The sequence below is a fragment of the Arthrobacter sp. P4_F10 genome (assembly GCF_056401435.1).
Genome location: NZ_JBFUJJ010000009.1, coordinates 164,684 through 181,864, shown reverse-complemented (window position 1 = coordinate 181,864; position 17,181 = coordinate 164,684). Strand labels below are relative to the sequence as shown.

The window sequence follows — 17,181 nt, the reverse complement described above, 5'->3', positions numbered from 1 at the left end:
ATTGCCCTTAATGTGCCCCCGGACGGAAACCACCCCGCCCACAAGACACTCCTGCGGACAACAACGCTGCCGGCCACCCTTCCTTGGCGGGAAGGGCAGCCGGCAGTTGTGATCTGGGGTGCCTAGACCATCGCCAGGACCATGCCCGGATCGGCCAGCATGGTCCCGAGGTCCTGCAGGAACCGTGAGCCCTGCTCGCCGTCGACCAGTCTGTGGTCGAAGGAGAGGCTGAGCGTCATGACCTGGCGCAGCGCGACCTCGTCCTGGTACTCCCACGGCATCTTCCGCACCGCGCCGAGGGCCAGGATGGCTGCCTCCCCCGGGTTCAGGATGGGCGTGCCAGCATCGATGCCGAAGACGCCGATGTTCGTGATGGAGATTGTGCCGCCGGAGAGCGCCTCGGTGCCCGTCTTCCCGGCCCGGGCCGTGTCCGTCAGTTCCGTCAGCGCGGTGGAGAGCTCCATGAGGGACATCCGGTCCGCGTCCTTGATATTCGGAACGGTCAGGCCCCTCGGGGTCGCGGCCGCGATGCCCAGGTTCACATAGTTGAACTGGACGATCTCCTGGTTGGCCTCGTCCCACCTGGCGTTGAGCGTCGGGTGGTTGCGTAGCGCGATCAGCACGGCCTTGGACACGAGCGTCAGCGGTGTGAGCTTGTAGCCGGCGAACGCGCGGCTGGCCTTCAGCCGTGCCAGCAGCTCCATCGTGGGGGTGACGTCAATGGTGAGGAACTCCGTGACGTGCGGTGCGGTGAAGGCGCTGGCCACCATGGCGGCGGCCGTGAATTTCCGCACGCCCTTGATCGGCGTGCGGGTCTCCCGTTCGCCCCCGGCCGGGACGCGCCCGGTGGACTGTGCCCCAACTGACTGCGCCGGCGCGCCGGCGAGTTCCTGAGCGGCTGCGGTCAGGTCCCCGCCGCCRACGAAATTCAGGACATCCTCACGGGTGATCAGCCCGTGCTCCCCCGTGCCGGTCACGGCCTCGAGGTCGACGCCGAGATCCTTGGCCAGCTTCCGCACCGGCGGCGTGGACCGCGGACGCTCCCCCGGCGCGGTTTCGACAGCCTTGGATTCAACCGGCTCAGCAGCGCGGACCGGCGCGACGGGCTCGGCGGGTGCGACCGGAGACGCCGCCGCCGGGGCCGCGAAGGTGCGGGTGCGGCGGGCGGGCCGGCCGGAGGCTTCGAGGACGGCGCCGTAGCCCACCAGGTTCGGCTCGCGTTTGGCGGCGGCGACTGCACCGGCACCTACGGCGGTACCGGCACCGCCGCCGGAATCGCCGGCGCCGTCGTCCTCAATCTCGAAGGACACGATCGGCTTGCCGACCTCGACCACGGTGCCCGGCTGCTCGTGCAGCGCGGCGACGACGCCGGCGAACGGCGAAGGCAGCTCGACGACGGCCTTAGCTGTCTCCACCTCGGCGATGATCTGGTTGAGGGTGACGGTGTCCCCTACCGCGACCTTCCAGGCGACGATTTCCGATTCCGTCAGTCCTTCGCCGAGGTCCGGCAGCCTGAATTCCTTGATCATTGTGGCGCTCATCCTTCCAGCCCGCTGAGGGAGTTGGGGCGGCCCAGGGCACGGTCGACGCCGTCGAGAATCCTGTCAAGGCCCGGCAGGTGGTGCATTTCCAGCTTGGAGTACGGGTACGGAACGTCGAAGCCGGTCACGCGGACCGGGGCGGCTTCGAGGTGGTAGAAGCAGCGTTCGGTGATGCTCGCGGCAACTTCGGCGCCGAGCCCGCCGGACTGGCCGGCCTCGTGGGTGATGACCAGCCGGCCGGTCTTGCGGACAGAGGCCTCAAGAGTGGTGAAGTCCAGCGGTGCCAGCGAGCGGAGGTCGATAACCTCGACCGAGACGCCTTCGTCCGCGGCCGCCAGTGCGGCGTCGCGGGCGGTCTTGACCAGCGGGCCGTAGGCCACGAGGGTGACGTCGTTGCCCTCGATGACCACGCGGGCCTTTTCCATGGACAGCGCAGCGCTCAGGTCGACGGTCTCGTCCACCTCGCCCTTGTCGTGGTAGCGCCGCTTGGGCTCGAAGTACAGGACGGGATCATCGGAGGCGATGGCCTGCTGGATCATGGTGTACGCGTCCTGGGGGTTGGACACGCTGACCACGCGCAGCCCCGAGGTGTGGGTGAAGTAGGCCTCTGGCGATTCCGAGTGGTGTTCCGGCGAGCCGATGCCGCCGCCGAACGGGACGCGGATGGTGATGGGCATCTTGACCGCGCCCTGGGTGCGGTAGTGCATCTTGGCAACCTGGCTGACGATCTGGTCGAACGCCGGGTAGATGAAGCCGTCGAACTGGATCTCCACCACCGGGCGGTAGCCGCGGTACGCCAGGCCGACCGCGGTGCCCATGATGCCCGATTCGGCGAGCGGGGTGTCCACGACGCGGTGCTTCCCGAAGTCTTTCTGCAGCCCGTCGGTGACACGGAAGACTCCGCCGAGGGCGCCGATGTCCTCCCCCATCAGGATCACCTTGGGATCGTTTTCGAGGGACTTGCGCAGGCCCGAATTGATGGCTCGGGCAAAGGTCATCTGCGTCATCAGCGTGCACCTTCTTCTGAAGCGGCTTCTGCGGGATCGCCGAAGGAAGCCAGGTAACGGGAGTAATGGTCCTGCTGGCGGTCCAGCCAGGAGTTAGGTGTGCTGTAAACGTGCTTGAAGATATCCAGCGGCTGCGGCTCGGGCATGTTGATGGTGCCGGCCCGGAGTTCCTTGGCCACGGCGTCGGCCTTCGCGGCGACGGCGGCCTCAAGGTCCGCGGTCAGCAGTCCCTTGCGGTCCAGCAGCGATTTCACCCGGGAAATCGGGTCCTTGGCGGCCCAGTCCTCGAGCTCGTTGGCATCCCGGTAGCGGGTGGGGTCATCCGCCGTCGTGTGTGGGCCCATCCGGTAGGTCACGGCCTCGATAAAGGTGGGTCCCCCGCCGTGCCGGGCGCGGTCCAGGGCGATGCGGGTGGCCGCCATGACGGCGAGGACATCGTTGCCATCGACCCTCATGCTGGGGATGCCGAAGCCTGAGGCGCGGTCCGCCAGCTGAATGTGGGACTGCAGCCGGACGGGCTCCGAGATGGCCCAGTGGTTGTTCTGGCAGATGAAGACGACCGGCGCCTGGAAGCTCGCGGCGAAGACCATGGCTTCGTTGACGTCGCCTTCGCTCGTGGCACCGTCGCCGAAATAGGCCACGGCAACGCAGTCGGCGCCGTCGTTCTGGATGCCCATGGCATAGCCCGTGGCGTGCAGGCTCTGCGCACCGATGATGATCTGCTGGGTGGCAACGTTGACGGTGAACGGGTCCCAGCCGGCGGAGGCGTTGCCCCGCCAGGCGCGGACCAGGTCCTCAACCTTCACTCCGCGGCAGTAGGCCACGCCGTTGTCGCGGTAGCTGGGGAAAACAAAGTCGTCGTCGCGCAGCGCGCGGGCCGAGCCGATCTGGGATGCTTCCTGGCCAAGCAGCGGCGGCCAGAGTGCCAGTTCGCCCTGCCGCTGGAGGGCAGTGGCTTCGGCATCGATCCGGCGGATGACCACCATGTCCTCGTAGAGCGAGCCAAGCTGCTCGTCGCTGACGTCCTGGAGCCAGGGATCGAACTCCGGATGGCTGATGCGCTCACCCGCCGGAGTGATGAGCTGGACGAGATCCCCGCCAGTCCGCCTCGTTGAATTTTCACTGTTCCCGGGGCCCCCGGCGGAAATGCCGCCCTTGCCCGCGTCGTCGGTAAACACTGTTGTCCGCACCTTCTGACGTCGTCTGACCGGAACTCGCAGGACTCGTGATCCCGCGGCGCGCCAGCCGCCCGGGCGCCGTTGCCCCGGATAATTGTGACCCTACTCACAATGCTCATCGGGTACAACCGCACGTAAAAATGTTGAGCATTATGCACTGTTTGACGCTACCGGACCGTGCTAATCTTGCGCATTATGCAACCCTTGGATGGCACTGACACCCGCCTGCTTTCGGCCATGGCCCGGGACCCCCGGCGGACCGTGGTGGCCCTCGCCCAGAAGCTGGGCCTATCGCGCAATACGGTGCAGGCCAGGATGGCCCAGCTGGAGAAAAAGCATGTGTTCCTCTCCTTCGAGCGACGCATCAATCCGGTGTCCTTGGGGTACCCGCTGATGGCTTTCATCTCCGTCCACGTCCAGCAACAGAAGCTCGGCACCCTGGCGCTCGAGCTCGCCGGGATTCCGGAAATCCTGGAGGGCTACGGCCTGACAGGCTCGGCCGATCTGCTCCTGCGGGTGGTGGCACTCGACGCCGAGGACCTGTTCCGGATCAACGGCAAGATCCTCGCCTGCGACGGCGTGGACCGGACCGATACCGCCCTGGCGATGGGTGAGCTGATCCCGTTCCGGATTCAGCCGCTGCTCGAACGCGGATCCGCCGACAACTGATCGGCTCCTCATCTGTGCCGCGGGCGGCCGCGGCGCTAGGCTGTGTCCGTTGGGTCTTCCTGAGTCCTTGGGTCCGCGCACGCGGCCCTGCGCAACAGGCAGTGGCTGTCTGGACTGCCGGAAAGGCTTGAACCGTGAGCAGTCCCGAGGAACCGCACCGCCCGGTACCGCCGCAGCCCGGGCATGAGCCTGCGTCCGGCCACCCGGCGCCCGGTCAGCCGCCCGTTCCGTACTATGCGGCCCCGCCCGGGGCGCCCGGCAACGGTGCACCACCCAACTACCCGCCGCCCAGCAACCCGCCACCTGCGAACGGCGCACCGCCGTACTACGGCGGACCGGGGCAGCCGCCGCCATACTACGGCGGCCCCGGCCAGCCTCCCCCCAAAAAGAGCCGCAAGGCCTTGTGGATCGTCCTCGGGATCGTCGGCGGGGTCCTGCTGCTGGTAGCGGCCGGCGTCGTCATCCTCATCAGCGTGGTGGGCGGAGCAACCAACCAGGCACGGGGCATCGCGGACGATTTCACGAAGCTGATCATCGCCGGCGAGGCGAGCACCGCCTACGAGAAGTACCTGGACCCCGCCCTCATGCAGAAGATTTCCCCGGAGGAGTTCGCCGCGGGAGTGGAAAGCCTGGAGCTGGACGGCAGCTGTAAACCAAACTTTTCAAGCCTCAACGTCAGCTCCAACAACGGCTCCAACGCCGCCGACGTCGCGGGTTCCATCGACTGCGACACCAAGCGCGTGGAGCTGGCCTACCGCTTCGAGGGCCGCGACGAGCTGAAGATGGTGAACATTCGGCTGCGGCCCCAACGCTGACCTCGGAAAACTCTTGCGCGGCCGGCGCCCATCCAACGGCAGGAGCTCCCGTGCTGCCGCACGGGAGCTCCTGCCGTTGGTATGCCGGTCCTAGTGGTTGGTAGCCTTCTCGGCACCCACCCCGGTCAGGGAACGGACCTCCATTTCGGCCTGCTTCGTGGCGTCTTCCTTCCGCTTGTCCAGGACGGTGCCGAGCCAGCCGAGGAAGAACGCGAGCGGGATGGAGACGATGCCCGGGTTGCTCAGCGGGAAAACAGCGAAGTTGGCGCCTGGGATCATCGACGTCTTGGCCCCCGACACCACCGGGGAGAGCGCAATCAGGATGATGGCCGCGGACAATCCGCCGTACATGCTCCATACGGCTCCCTGGGTGGTGAACCGGCGCCAGAACAGCGAGTAGAGGATGGTCGGAAGGTTGGCGGACGCCGCCACAGCGAAGGCGAGCGCCACGAGGAACGCGACGTTTTGTCCGTTGGCGAAGATGCCGCCGGCGATGGCCAGCAGGCCGATCACCACCACGGTGCGGCGGGCAACCTTGACCTCGGTGTCGGCGTCGGCCTTCCCCTTGGCCAACACGTTGGCGTAGATGTCGTGCGCGAAGGACGCCGCAGCGGTGATGGTCAGGCCGGCCACCACGGCGAGGATCGTGGCGAAGGCCACCGCGGAGATGAAGCCGAGCAACAACGGTCCGCCGAGGTGGAACGCGAGCAGCGGTGCGGCCGAGTTGACGCCGCCCGGAGCGGACTTGATGGTGTCCGCGCCGACGAGTGCCGCTGCGCCGTAGCCGAGCACCAGCGTGAAGAGGTAGAAGATGCCGATCAGCCAGATGGACCACACCACGGACTTGCGGGCTTCCTTGGCCGTGGGCACGGTGTAGAAGCGCATCAGCACGTGCGGCAGGGCCGCGGTACCGAGCACCAGCGCCAGGCCCAGGGACATGAAGTCGAGCTTGGAGGTATCGGACTTGCCGTACTGCAGGCCGGGGTTCAGGACGGCCGGATTCTTCGCGGTTTCCACTGCACCGCCGAGCAGATCAGAGAGGTTGAACCCGTAGATCGCCAGGACCCAGAAGGTCATGACTGCGGCGCCGGCAATCAGCAGCATGGCCTTGATGATCTGGACCCAGGTGGTGCCCTTCATGCCGCCGATCAGCACGTACATGATCATGAGGACGCCGACGACGATGATCACCAGGGCCTGTCCGCCCCAGTCGCTGATGCCCAGCAGCAGGGAGATGAGGCTGCCGGCACCGGCCATCTGCGCCAGCAGGTAGAAGAAGCAGACGGCCAGGGTGGAGATGGCGGCCGCGATGCGCACGGGGCGCTGCTTGAGCCGGAAGGACAGAACATCGGCCATGGTGAACTTGCCCGTGTTGCGGAGCAGTTCGGCCACGAGCAGCAGGGCAACGAGCCAGGCGACGAGGAAACCGATGGAGTACATGAAGCCGTCGTAGCCGTTGATGGCGATCGCGCCGGTGATGCCCAGGAAGGAAGCCGCGGAGAGGTAATCGCCGGCGATCGCCGTGCCGTTCTGCGAACCCGTGAAGGAGCGTCCGGCGGCGTAGTAGTCGGCCGCGGTCTTATTGTTGCGGCTGGCGCGGAAGACGATCACCATGGTGACCGCCACGAACAGGGCGAAGATGGCCATGTTCAGCAGGGTGGTGTCTTTGAGTGCGGCGACATTGACCGCGGGGACCATGAGTGTCATTTTGCTGCTCCGCCTACCGGGTTGCCGTGCTTGTCGAATTCGTGCCCTTCGATTCCGTGGCGGATTTCAGAGGCAATGGGGTCGAGCTTGCGGTTCGAGTAGCTGACGTACCAGCCGGTGATGGCAAACGTGGAGACGAACTGCAACAGGCCCAGGATCAGGCCGATGTTGATGTTGCCCCAGACCTTCGTGGACATGAATTCCACCGCATAGTCGGCCAGCAGGACATACGCGAAGTACCAGAGCAGGAATGCAATGGACATCGGGAAGACAAAGCTGCGGTGACGTTTGCGCAGTTCCTTGAACTGCTCCGTCGACTGGACTTCCTTGAAGTCCACGGCCGCCGCTGCGTCCGTTTCTTGGGCGTCGTGACCCATCGGTTCCTCCTCATTGAGACTGGTGAGCCCACACCGGCTGCCGTGGTCTCGCGGGACACCGCATACACCCCTCGAGCCAATGTGACTTCAATCACTGTGTACCGTGGCGCGCGTGCGTTCCAGAACCCGCGCCACCTGCGTCGCCCAGCGGTCCCCATGCTGCGCCAAACGGTGCCCCACGACACCGAAAGGAGCACGCGCCGGCCCCGACGGTAGGCTGGCACCATGCCGGATTCTCCCCTGCTCACCGCCGCCTCAGTCGCGGTGATTGCCCTGGCGATCGCGGCCGTCGTCGCCGTGGGTCTCAAGGTCCTCCGCTCCTTCCGGGACCTCGGCACCGATGCGGAGCGGGCCACGTACAAGACGCTGCATGCCGCCTCCCGTGCCGGCCAGTACCTGCGGACGGGCCTGAACCCGGCCGGCGCGGCCAAGGCCAGCAAGCAGTTGCGCAGCCTGCTGGGCTGCGACGCCCTGGCCATCACCGACACAACGGGCGTGCTCGCCTGGGACGGTGCCGGCGAGGAGCTCAAGCCCGCCCTGATGGGGCTCGCGGCCAAAGTGCTCGACGGCGGCCACCTCGCCGTGATTCCCGCGGGCGAACTTCAGCTGCTTGCCGCAGGCGACGGCGGCCGGCCGCTGACGCCGGAGGTGGAGCGCGCCGTCGTGATCGCCCCGATCAGGGCCGGCGCCCGCGTGGTCGGCGTGGTCGCGGCCTTCGCGCCGGCTGCCGGCGCCGGACTGGTCCGTGCCACCGGCGAGGTGGCCGACTGGGTGGCCACGCAGGTGGAACTCGCCGAGCTCGATGCCTCCCGCACCCTCTTGATGGAAGCGGAGGTCCGGGCCCTCCGCGCCCAGATCAGCCCGCACTTCATCTACAACTCGCTCAACGCGATCGCCTCCTTCATCAACACGGATCCGGTTCGCGCGCGCGAGCTCGTCGTGGAGTTCGCCGATTTCACCCGCTACTCTTTCCGCCGCCACGGTGACTTCACCACCCTGGCCGAGGAGCTGCGCTGCATCGACCGCTACCTGCTCCTGGAACGGGCCAGGTTCGGGGACAGGGTGCAGGTCAGCCTGCGGATCGCTCCGGAGGTCCTCAGCACGGTGATCCCCTTCCTGAGCCTGCAGCCGCTGGTGGAAAACGCGGTGCGGCACGGTCTGGAGGCCAAGGAGGGACCGGGCCACATCTCCATCACGGCGAACGACTCCGGCGCGTTCGCCGAGGTGACGATCGAGGACGACGGCGTCGGCATGGACCCGGAGCAGCTGCGCTCCGTCCTTGCCGGGCACAGCGACGGCGAGCACGTGGGGCTGCGCAATGTCGACGCCCGCCTGCGGCAGGTTTACGGTGACGACAACGGCCTCGTGATCGAGACGGCACCGGGCGAAGGTACCCTGATCACGATGCGCGTCCCCAAGTCCCAGCCCCGGCACGACGCCTGATCCGGGACGGTTCCGCCGTCCTGTCTTGGTGTCCCCGGCGGCTGCACATGGCTGACGGCCTGAGCCGGTCAAAACGGCTGCGGCAGTAGGCTAGAGCCATGATTAACGTCCTCGTCGCCGACGACGAGCTCCCCGCCGTCGAGGAACTGGCCTTCCTGCTCGGCAAGGATGACCGGATCGGCGCCATCCACCGTGCCTCCTCCGGCGCCGAGGCCCTGCGGGCGCTTGAGGCCGAGGAAGTCGACGCCGTCTTCCTCGACATCCACATGCCGGCGCTCACAGGGCTGGATATTGCCCGGGTCATTTCCCGCAGCGCCCACCCTCCCGCCGTAGTCTTCGTGACCGCGGATGAGGACTGCGCGCTGGAGGCCTTCGAGCTCGCGGCCGTGGACTACCTCCTCAAGCCCGTGCGCGCCGAACGGCTGGCGAAATCGATCGGCCGCATCAGCGAGCTGCTCAAGGACGGTGCCCCGGCACCGGAAATGATCACCGTGGATCTGGGCGGGACCACCAAGATGATCCGGCGCGATGATGTCACGTACGTCCAGGCGCAGGGCGACTACGCCCGGTTGCACACCGCGGAGGCGAGTTACCTCATCAGGGTTCCGCTGGCCGACCTCGAGCAGCAGTGGGCCGACGCCGGGTTCCTCCGCATCCACCGCTCCTACCTGACCGCGCTGAGCCACATCAGCCACATGAGGCTTGCCGCGGCGCGGCCCAGCGTCACCGTGGCAGGGGCCGAACTGCCTATCAGCCGCAGGCACCTGCCGGCGGTCCGGGAAAAGCTCGAAGCAAACCGTATCCGGCCGCAGGCATGACGCGGGTCCGGGTCACAGCGCCCCGCAGCCTCACGCCAACCGGCACTGTCACGCCAGACGGCGCCGCCCTGGCCGGCGGGCGCTCCGCGGCGGCCGCGCATGAGGCGGCAGAGGAATCCGACGCCGGCCAGTTGTTCGTCCGCTCACTCATCCGGTCCCAGCTGCGCCTGGGCCTCGTGGTGGGCCTGGGCTTCCTGCTGATCCTGCTCGCTTTCCCGCTCATGCTCGGGCTGGTCCCGGGCCTGGCGGACTCCACCATTGCCGGCCTGCCTTTCGACTGGGTCCTGCTGGGTGCCGGAATCTATCCCGTGATCGGTCTCAGCGCCTGGCTCTACGTGCGGACCGCCACCAGGAACGAGGCCCGCTACCGGGACCTCGCCGGCGACAAGTGAGGGACATGGCCGGGCAGCTGACGTCCCGGGTGAGCGGAACGTGAACCCCGTCGTCGGGCTGGCGGCGTTCGCCGCGGTCTCGCTCGCCACGGCCGTCATCGGTTTCTACGGGTTGCGGGTCTCACGCACCACCGGGGACTTCTACGTGGCTTCCCGGACGGTCAAGCCGTGGTGGAATGCCTCGGCGATCGGCGGCGAGTACCTCTCCGCCGCGAGTTTCCTTGGTGTGGCCGGACTGATCCTGCTCTCCGGCACTGATGCTCTGTGGTACCCGGTGGGTTACACGGCCGGCTACCTGATGCTGCTCCTGTTCGTCGCCGCTCCCTTGCGCCGCTCCGGCGCCTATACGATTCCGGATTTCACCGAGGCACGCCTGGATTCTCGTGCCGTCCGCCGCGTGACAAGCCTGGTGGTGGTCCTGGTCGGCTGGCTCTACATCGTCCCGCAGCTCCACGGCGCCGCCCTGGCAATCCGGATCACCACGGGCCTGCCGGCCTGGGTGGGCCCGGTGGCGGTGGTCGGCGTCGTCTGCATCACTGTGGTGGCGGGCGGGATGCGCTCCATCACGTTCGTCCAGGCGTTCCAGTACTGGCTCAAGCTGACCGCGCTGGCGGTGCCAATAGTGTTCCTGCTGTTTGCGCTGGGCGGCGGCGAATCCGCCGCGGCGGCCCCCGCCGCCAATCCGACGGCGTTGGCCCCCGCGGGCCCGTATCAGATCATTTCGCTGCTCGTGGCCCTGCTCTTTGGAACACTCGGGCTCCCGCACGTGCTGGTCCGTTTCTATACGAATCCGGACGGGCAGTCCGCCCGGCGGACCACCCTGATTGTCCTGGGCCTGCTGTCGGCCTTCTACCTGTTCCCGACGGCGTACGGCATGCTCGGGCGCATGTTCGCGCCGGACCTTGCCCAGAGCGGCCAGGCCGATGCGCTGGTGCTGCTGCTGCCGGGCCGGATGATCGGCGGGATGGCCGGCGACCTGCTGACGGCGCTCGTGGTGGCCGGTGCGTTCGCGGCGTTCCTGTCGACGACGTCCGGCCTGGTGGTCTCCCTGGCAGGCGTGATCAGCCAGGACGTGTTCGGCGGCAGTGTCCGGGGCTTCCGGCTGGCGGCATTGATCTCGGCCATTGTCCCGCTGGGGATCGCGTCGATGACCGAATCGCTGGCCCTGGCCGGCAGCGTGGGGCTCGTGTTTGCCTTTACGGCGTCCACTATCTGCCCGGTGCTGCTGCTGGGCATCTGGTGGCGGGGTCTGACGGACGCCGGGGCAATCGCCGGCATGGCGACCGGCGGTGTGCTCTGCGGCAGCGCGATGGTGGCCGGTTCTGTGCTGGGTGCTGCCCAGTCGCCGTCGTGGCTGGCGCAGCCCGCCGCCTGGACGGTCCCGGCGGCGTTCGCCGTCACGGTGCTGGTCTCCCGGGCCACGCGGGGCCGGGTGCCGCGGACCATGACGCGGGTCATGACCCGGCTGCACACCCCGGAACGGCCGCTCGCGACGGAGCGGTGACTGGACAACGCTGACCCGGCGTCGGCGATCAGGCGCCGGCAATCCGGCGTGGGGCGGCCCCGGCAGGTGGGCACCGGGTTGGGGCGCCGGCGTGGGGCGGCCCTGGCAGGTGGGCACCGGGCTGGGGCGCCGGCGTGGGGCGTGGTTAGTCGATGGCCGCCATGAGCTCCACGGCGCGCTCCAGGAACGCGTCGACCTGGCTTTCCTCGTAACCCTCCCGGCCCACGGCGGGGCGGAACACGGCACGCCGGACGTTGTCCACGCTCAGCGGCTGGTCCTCCTCGAGGTAGCCGATCAGCTCGTGGCACAAATCGTCGACGTCGGTGGTGTTGTAGCTGCGGGACTTGGGTTTGGACGGGCGCCGGAAGCGCTGGCCGTCCGGGCGGTGCAGGCGTCCGCGCAGGACGCCCGCGAGCCGGCCGATTTCTCGCAGCCAGGCTTCCTCGCCGCGTTCGGCAACCAGCTCATCGCGTTCCCGCCGGGCCAGGGCGTCTTCGAGCCGGTCCAGCGCGGCGTCCACGCCGGCAGCCACGTAGCCACCCTTCACGGGGTCGAAGGACACTGCGCGGACGTCCGAGCTCTTGATGGCGCGGGAGGCGGAGGACGGAGCTTCAAATGACACCCGTGCGCGCTGCAGGAAATCGTCGACCTGCCTGGCGTTGTAGCCATACTGGTTCCGCTGCACACGGTCAAATGACGCAGGAATCTGCCGTTGAATGTCCACTGTTACTTTGTTCCTTTGATGCCGTTCGGCTGGTTTGCTCGGCACCATTCTAGGCGCCGGAAGTGCTGGTTCGGTGCTTTTAGGCGCCAGCGAGGGCCGAGAACAGGATGAACGCCACCGGCGACGCGAAGACAATCGAGTCCAGGCGGTCCATGACGCCTCCGTGACCGGGGAGGATGCTGCTCATGTCCTTGATGCCGAGCTCGCGTTTGACCATCGATTCGGCGAGGTCGCCTGCGGTGGCGGCTGCCACCATGCCCACAGCGAGCACGACGCCGAACCACCACGGCTCACCCAGCACGAAGACCATGGCGAGCACGCCCACGATGACGGCCCCGGCGATGGAGCCGGCGAAGCCTTCCCAGGTCTTCTTGGGGCTGATCTTGGGGGCCATCGGATGCTTGCCCAGGGATGCGCCCACGAGGTAGCCGAAGGTGTCGTTGGCCACCACCAGGAGCAGCAGGGTCGCGATTTGCCACGCTCCCGGCGGAATCACCCCGTCAGGCCACAGGCCCACCGGCGTCTCGCCGTCGGCGGTGTGCAACAGCAGCGTTGCGAAGCTGATCAGGAACGGCACCCAGGACAGGGTGAAGACCCCCGCGAAGATGCTCCGCGCCGAACCCGCGGCGCCTTCCAGGGTCCGCCACAACAGCACCGCCACGCTGCTGACGAGCATGGCAAAGAGCAGGCTTTCGAGGCCGCCGAAGTAGGCGGCGATCGGCATGGCGACCGTGCCGACCATCACCGGGACGATCGGCAGGCGGGTGCCCGCGGCCTCCAGCGCACGGAAGATCTCCCAGACGCCGAAGATCGCGAAAGTAGCCGTCACCAGGACGAAGCCGAGCGGGAGGAACAGCAGGCCGCCGAGGACGCACACGAGCATACCAACGCCCGAGCCGATGGCGGCGGGCAGGTTCCGGCCCGCTTTGGGCGTCGGGTTTTCGCGTTGCTTCCCCCGCCTCCGGGCGCGCGGCCCGGAGGCCTCCTGTGCCTGACCCATCAGACCTCGAGCAGCTCAGCTTCCTTGCGCTTGAGCAGCTCGTCAATCCCGTCCACGTGCGCCTTGGTCATGGCGTCGAGTTCTTTCTCGCCGCGTGCGCCCTCGTCTTCGCCGGCGTCGCCGTCCTTGACGAGCTTGTCCAGCGTTTCCTTGGCCTTGCGGCGGATGTTGCGGATGGACACCTTCGCGTCCTCGCCCTTGGACTTGACGATCTTGACGTATTCCTTGCGCCGTTCGGACGTCAGCTCGGGAATGGTGATCCGGATGACGTTGCCGTCGTTGGAGGGGTTGGCGCCCACCTCGGAGTCGCTGAGGGCGCGTTCGATGTCGCGCAGGGCCGTCTTGTCGTACGGGGTGACGAGGATGGTGCGGGCATCCGGGACCGCGAAGGAGGCCAGCTGCTGCAGCGGCGTCGGCGTGCCGTAGTACTCCACGATGACCTTGTTGTACAGGCCAGGTGTCGCGCGGCCGGTCCGGATCGAGGCGAAGTCTTCCTTGGCTACCTCAACTGCCTTGTCCATCTTGTCCCCGGCTTCGAGCAAGGTTTCTTCGATCACGGTCTCTCCTCAGAAATTGGTGCGTCCCGGGGGCCGGGGCGCGGCACGTCTTCTTGTGCGCCTGTGTCTTCCGCCTGGCAGCGGAAAGGTCCTGAAAACATCCTAGCCGTTGCTACGGGGTGACGACGGTGCCCAGGTCTTCACCCCGGATGGCGCGGGTGACGTTGCCCTCGCCTTCCATGCCGAAGACCACCATCGTGAGGTTGTTGTCCTTGCACATGGTCATCGCGGTCTGGTCCATCACGCGGATGTCGCGGCGGAGCGCGTCGTCGTAGCTGAGGCGGTGCAGCTTCTCCGCCGTCGGGTCCTTCTTCGGGTCCGCGGTGTAGACGCCGTCGACGCCGCTCTTGGCCATCAGGACGACGTCGGCGTGGACCTCCATGGCGCGCTGGGCAGCGACGGTGTCCGTGGAGAAGTATGGCAGGCCGGCGCCGGCGCCGAAGATGACAACCCGGCCCTTTTCCATGTGGCGGATGGCGCGGCGGGGAATGTACGCCTCGGCGACCTGGCCCATGGTAATGGCGCTCTGCACGCGTGTTTCCACCCCGGCCTGCTCCAGGAAGTCCTGGAGGGCCAGGCAGTTCATGACGGTTCCGAGCATGCCCATGTAGTCGGCGCGGGAGCGGTCCATGCCGCTCTGGGACAGTTCGGCGCCGCGGAAGAAGTTGCCTCCGCCGACGACGATTGCGACCTCGACGTCGGGGACTGCGGCGGCGATCTGTTTGGCCACGCCGCGGACGGTATCCGGGTCAACGCCAAGTTTCCCGCCGCCGAAGACCTCGCCGGAGAGCTTCAAGAGGACGCGGCGCCTGTTCTTCTTTGGCTGGGCTGAAGTGGTGACGGTTTCCATGGTGCCTTCCCGTTGGTGAACTCTGAGTTAGGTTATCGTGCTGGGCGCCCAAGGCGGCATTCCGGCCGTGGCCGGAACCGGTGCCTCGCGCGTGCATGCAAAAGGGGTGGCCACCGTGGTGACCACCCCCTTAGCGTGCCTGGCTATTGCCTGACTGGTGTCTGGCTAGTCTCTGACTAGGAACCGACGCGGAAGCGCGTGAAAGCGGTTCCCTTGACGCCGGCCTCTTCGAGGACCTGGGCGACAGACTTCTTGGCATCCTTGGCGAATGCCTGGTCGAGGAGAACCTCGCCCTTGTAGAAGCCGGTGACGCGGCCTTCGACGATTTTGGTCATCGCGGCTTCGGGCTTGCCCTCGGCCTTGGCGGTTTCCTCGGCGATGCGGCGCTCGGACTCGACGAGCTCGGCCGGAACATCCTCGCGGGCGAGGTAGTTCGGGGACATCGCGGCGATGTGAACGGCGACGTCGTGGGCTGCGGTAGCAGCTGCTTCGCCTTCGCCGTCAACAGCAAACAGAACGCCGACCTGGGCCGGGAGATCCTTGGAGGTCTTGTGCAGGTAAGCGTCGACCGTTGCGCCCTCGATGCGGGAGATGCGGCGGACAACAACCTTCTCGCCCAGAACGGCGCCCTCTTCGATGACAACCTCGGACAGCGGCTTGCCGTCGACGTCGGTGGCCAGCAGGGTCTCGAGGTCGGCAGCGCCGGACTCGACGGCCACGGCCAGGACCTTGTCAGCCAGCTGGATGAACTTGTCGGCCTTGGCCACAAAGTCGGTCTCGCAGTTGACTTCGATCATCACGCCGACGCCGTTGGCGACCTTGGCAGCAACCAGGCCTTCAGCGGTGGAGCGGCCTTCGCGCTTGGTGGCGCCCTTCAGGCCCTTGATGCGGATGATTTCGATGGCCTTCTCGGCGTCACCGTTGGCTTCGTCAAGAGCCTTTTTGACATCCATCATGCCGGCGCCGGTGCGCTCGCGCAGAGCCTTGATATCAGCGGCAGTGTAGTTCGCCATGTGAACCCCTCTGTCTAGAAATTTATGTGGTGTACGGACCGACAGGACGGCTGCTCACCGAGTGAGCGGCCATCCTGTCGGTACCCCCTATGCAGCTGAGCGCATGTGGGGAGATCCAGATTTACTTGTCTGACTACTTGGCTTCGTCGGCGGCCGGTGCTTCTTCAGCAGCCGGTGCTTCCTCAGCAGCCGGAGCAGCTTCAGCGGCGGGTGCTTCCTCAGCAGCCGGGGCAGCCTCAGCGGCGGGCGCTGCAGCAGCTTCAGCCTTGTTGCCTTCGAGGAGCTCGCGCTCCCACTCGGCCAGCGGCTCTTCCGGAGCTTCCGTGGTGCCGGTGGCGCGCTGGTTGCGGGCGATGAGGCCCTCAGCAACGGCGTCGGCGACAACGCGGGTCAGCAGGTTGACGGAGCGGATGGCGTCGTCGTTACCCGGGATCGGGAAGTCAACTTCGTCGGGATCGCAGTTGGTGTCCAGGATGGCCACAACCGGGATGTTCAGCTTCTTGGCTTCATCGACAGCAAGGTGTTCCTTCTTGGTGTCAACGATCCACAGCGCGGACGGCGCCTTCGTCAGGTTGCGGATACCACCGAGGTTGGTTTCCAGCTTGGTGAGTTCGCGGCGAAGGAGCAGCAGTTCCTTCTTGGTGTAAGCCGAACCGGCGACGTCGTCGAAGTCGATCTCTTCGAGTTCCTTCATGCGCTGGATGCGCTTGGAGACCGTCTGGAAGTTGGTCAGCATACCGCCGAGCCAACGCTGGTTGACGTACGGCTGGCCAACGCGGGTGGCCTGCTCGGCGATGGATTCCTGCGCCTGCTTCTTGGTGCCGACGAAGAGAACGGTGCCGCCGTGTGCAACGGTGGCCTTCACGAACTCGTAGGCACGGTCGATGTAGGACAGCGACTGCTGCAGGTCAATGATGTAGATACCGTTGCGCTCCGTGAAGATGAAGCGCTTCATCTTCGGGTTCCAACGGCGGGTCTGGTGTCCAAAGTGGACGCCGCTGTCAAGCAGCTGGCGCATAGTTACGACGGGCATGCCGACGCTCCTTCCGGCAGGTCATTCATGAGAGAGCCCATGGCTCTCTTACCCTGCCAATAGTTGACGGTTGTTTAGCATTCGCCCGGGGCGGGCGTTGCTCCTGGCATCCACTGCGCTTCCCATCCGTGCCCAAAGGAACGGACCGCAGGAAGCGCAGTCCTCCGCATCGGAAGTTTCAGGCTTCTTTTGAGGAGGGCTGGATACGCGTAGTCAGCTGCTGCTCCCCCGCACCCCTGAATGAGGCGTGCCGGCTTCGGCAACCACGAATTATCGCGACTAACAAGCGTGAGGGCACAGCAAACTGCTCCACCAAGTGTACTACAGCGCCCCCGCCCCGAAGGACGGTTTTCGCGGTGCAGCGGGGCGGCGTTCCGGGCCTGTGGCGGGGGTGGTTGAGCACCTTCCGCGGCGCCTTGAAGCGAAGCCGGGCGGCATGCGTCGTGGCCGGTGACCGTCGCGGCCAGCGCGCGTCGCGGCGGCATCCGTACCGGGGCGGTTGCGCCCGTTGTGGCGGCGTGCCGGTCGTGGCGGGTGCGCCCGTCGCGGCGGC

Annotated in this window: 17 protein-coding genes; 6 read left to right on the top strand and 11 right to left on the bottom strand. The window is 66.9% G+C overall.

Annotation, left to right across the window (positions count from 1 at the left end; all coding sequences use genetic code 11):
* Nucleotides 1-122: 122 nt before the first annotated feature.
* The 3 genes from AC1DR1_RS12325 to pdhA are packed head-to-tail and all read right to left on the bottom strand — an operon-like array spanning nt 123 to nt 3,726.
* Nucleotides 123-1,541: a dihydrolipoamide acetyltransferase family protein gene (locus tag AC1DR1_RS12325; protein WP_476992655.1), complete on the bottom strand. Its 1,419-nt coding sequence runs from the start codon at nt 1,539-1,541 to the stop codon at nt 123-125.
* On the bottom strand, nt 1,538-2,548 hold the full coding sequence (locus tag AC1DR1_RS12320; protein WP_229993428.1) for an alpha-ketoacid dehydrogenase subunit beta: 1,011 nt from the start codon (nt 2,546-2,548) through the stop codon (nt 1,538-1,540). The genes AC1DR1_RS12325 and AC1DR1_RS12320 overlap by 4 nt, the downstream gene beginning before the upstream one ends.
* Nucleotides 2,548-3,726, bottom strand: a complete 1,179-nt coding sequence (pdhA, locus tag AC1DR1_RS12315; RefSeq protein WP_229993429.1) for a pyruvate dehydrogenase (acetyl-transferring) E1 component subunit alpha — start codon at nt 3,724-3,726, stop codon at nt 2,548-2,550. Before pdhA ends, AC1DR1_RS12320 begins: the two co-directional genes overlap by 1 nt.
* Nucleotides 3,727-3,921: 195 nt before the next feature.
* Here pdhA and AC1DR1_RS12310 point away from each other — a divergent pair, with 195 nt between their 5' ends.
* The gene (locus AC1DR1_RS12310) at nt 3,922-4,395 is read left to right on the top strand and encodes an Lrp/AsnC family transcriptional regulator (RefSeq protein WP_229993430.1); all 474 of its coding nucleotides are present in this window, start codon (nt 3,922-3,924) and stop codon (nt 4,393-4,395) included.
* A gap of 134 nt (nt 4,396-4,529) precedes the next feature.
* A complete protein-coding gene (locus AC1DR1_RS12305) occupies nt 4,530-5,210 on the top strand; it encodes a hypothetical protein (RefSeq protein ID WP_229993431.1) in 681 nt (226 codons plus the stop codon).
* 90 nt (nt 5,211-5,300) lie between these two features.
* On the opposite strand, the gene AC1DR1_RS12300 is transcribed toward AC1DR1_RS12305, so the two are convergent.
* Both AC1DR1_RS12300 and AC1DR1_RS12295 read right to left on the bottom strand, forming a co-directional pair.
* On the bottom strand, nt 5,301-6,917 hold the full coding sequence (locus AC1DR1_RS12300; protein WP_229993432.1) for a solute symporter family protein: 1,617 nt from the start codon (nt 6,915-6,917) through the stop codon (nt 5,301-5,303).
* The gene (locus AC1DR1_RS12295; RefSeq protein ID WP_229993433.1) at nt 6,914-7,294 is read right to left on the bottom strand and encodes a DUF485 domain-containing protein; all 381 of its coding nucleotides are present in this window, start codon (nt 7,292-7,294) and stop codon (nt 6,914-6,916) included. Before AC1DR1_RS12295 ends, AC1DR1_RS12300 begins: the two co-directional genes overlap by 4 nt.
* A gap of 225 nt (nt 7,295-7,519) precedes the next feature.
* Between AC1DR1_RS12295 and AC1DR1_RS12290 the strand changes: the two genes are divergently transcribed.
* From AC1DR1_RS12290 to AC1DR1_RS12275, 4 genes are all read left to right on the top strand, one after another.
* On the top strand, nt 7,520-8,737 hold the full coding sequence (locus AC1DR1_RS12290) for a sensor histidine kinase (RefSeq protein WP_364747370.1): 1,218 nt from the start codon (nt 7,520-7,522) through the stop codon (nt 8,735-8,737).
* Nucleotides 8,738-8,835: 98 nt separating this feature from the next.
* Nucleotides 8,836-9,555, top strand: a complete 720-nt coding sequence (locus tag AC1DR1_RS12285) for a LytR/AlgR family response regulator transcription factor (protein ID WP_229993435.1) — start codon at nt 8,836-8,838, stop codon at nt 9,553-9,555.
* Nucleotides 9,552-9,947 (top strand): DUF485 domain-containing protein, encoded by a 396-nt coding sequence (locus tag AC1DR1_RS12280; protein ID WP_364747368.1) that lies wholly within the window; start codon nt 9,552-9,554, stop codon nt 9,945-9,947. Before AC1DR1_RS12285 ends, AC1DR1_RS12280 begins: the two co-directional genes overlap by 4 nt.
* A 40-nt stretch (nt 9,948-9,987) precedes the next feature.
* Nucleotides 9,988-11,451 carry a sodium/solute symporter gene (locus AC1DR1_RS12275; protein ID WP_364747366.1) on the top strand — a complete coding sequence of 488 codons (1,464 nt, stop codon included), beginning with the start codon at nt 9,988-9,990 and terminating at the stop codon, nt 11,449-11,451.
* 145 nt (nt 11,452-11,596) lie between these two features.
* On the opposite strand, the gene AC1DR1_RS12270 is transcribed toward AC1DR1_RS12275, so the two are convergent.
* From AC1DR1_RS12270 to rpsB, 6 genes are all read right to left on the bottom strand, one after another.
* Nucleotides 11,597-12,223, bottom strand: a complete 627-nt coding sequence (locus AC1DR1_RS12270) for a DivIVA domain-containing protein (RefSeq protein WP_364747364.1) — start codon at nt 12,221-12,223, stop codon at nt 11,597-11,599.
* A gap of 31 nt (nt 12,224-12,254) precedes the next feature.
* Nucleotides 12,255-13,175, bottom strand: a complete 921-nt coding sequence (locus AC1DR1_RS12265) for a phosphatidate cytidylyltransferase (protein WP_476992654.1) — start codon at nt 13,173-13,175, stop codon at nt 12,255-12,257.
* Nucleotides 13,175-13,732: a ribosome recycling factor gene (frr, locus tag AC1DR1_RS12260; protein WP_018774548.1), complete on the bottom strand. Its 558-nt coding sequence runs from the start codon at nt 13,730-13,732 to the stop codon at nt 13,175-13,177. Before frr ends, AC1DR1_RS12265 begins: the two co-directional genes overlap by 1 nt.
* A gap of 112 nt (nt 13,733-13,844) precedes the next feature.
* A complete protein-coding gene (gene pyrH / locus AC1DR1_RS12255; protein WP_018774549.1) occupies nt 13,845-14,582 on the bottom strand; it encodes a UMP kinase in 738 nt (245 codons plus the stop codon).
* Between the two features lie 176 nt (nt 14,583-14,758).
* Nucleotides 14,759-15,595: a translation elongation factor Ts gene (gene tsf / locus AC1DR1_RS12250; RefSeq protein ID WP_229993440.1), complete on the bottom strand. Its 837-nt coding sequence runs from the start codon at nt 15,593-15,595 to the stop codon at nt 14,759-14,761.
* A gap of 133 nt (nt 15,596-15,728) precedes the next feature.
* Entirely contained in the window at nt 15,729-16,628 is a 900-nt protein-coding gene (gene rpsB, locus AC1DR1_RS12245; protein ID WP_229993441.1) for a 30S ribosomal protein S2, read from the bottom strand.
* Nucleotides 16,629-17,181 lie beyond the last annotated feature (553 nt).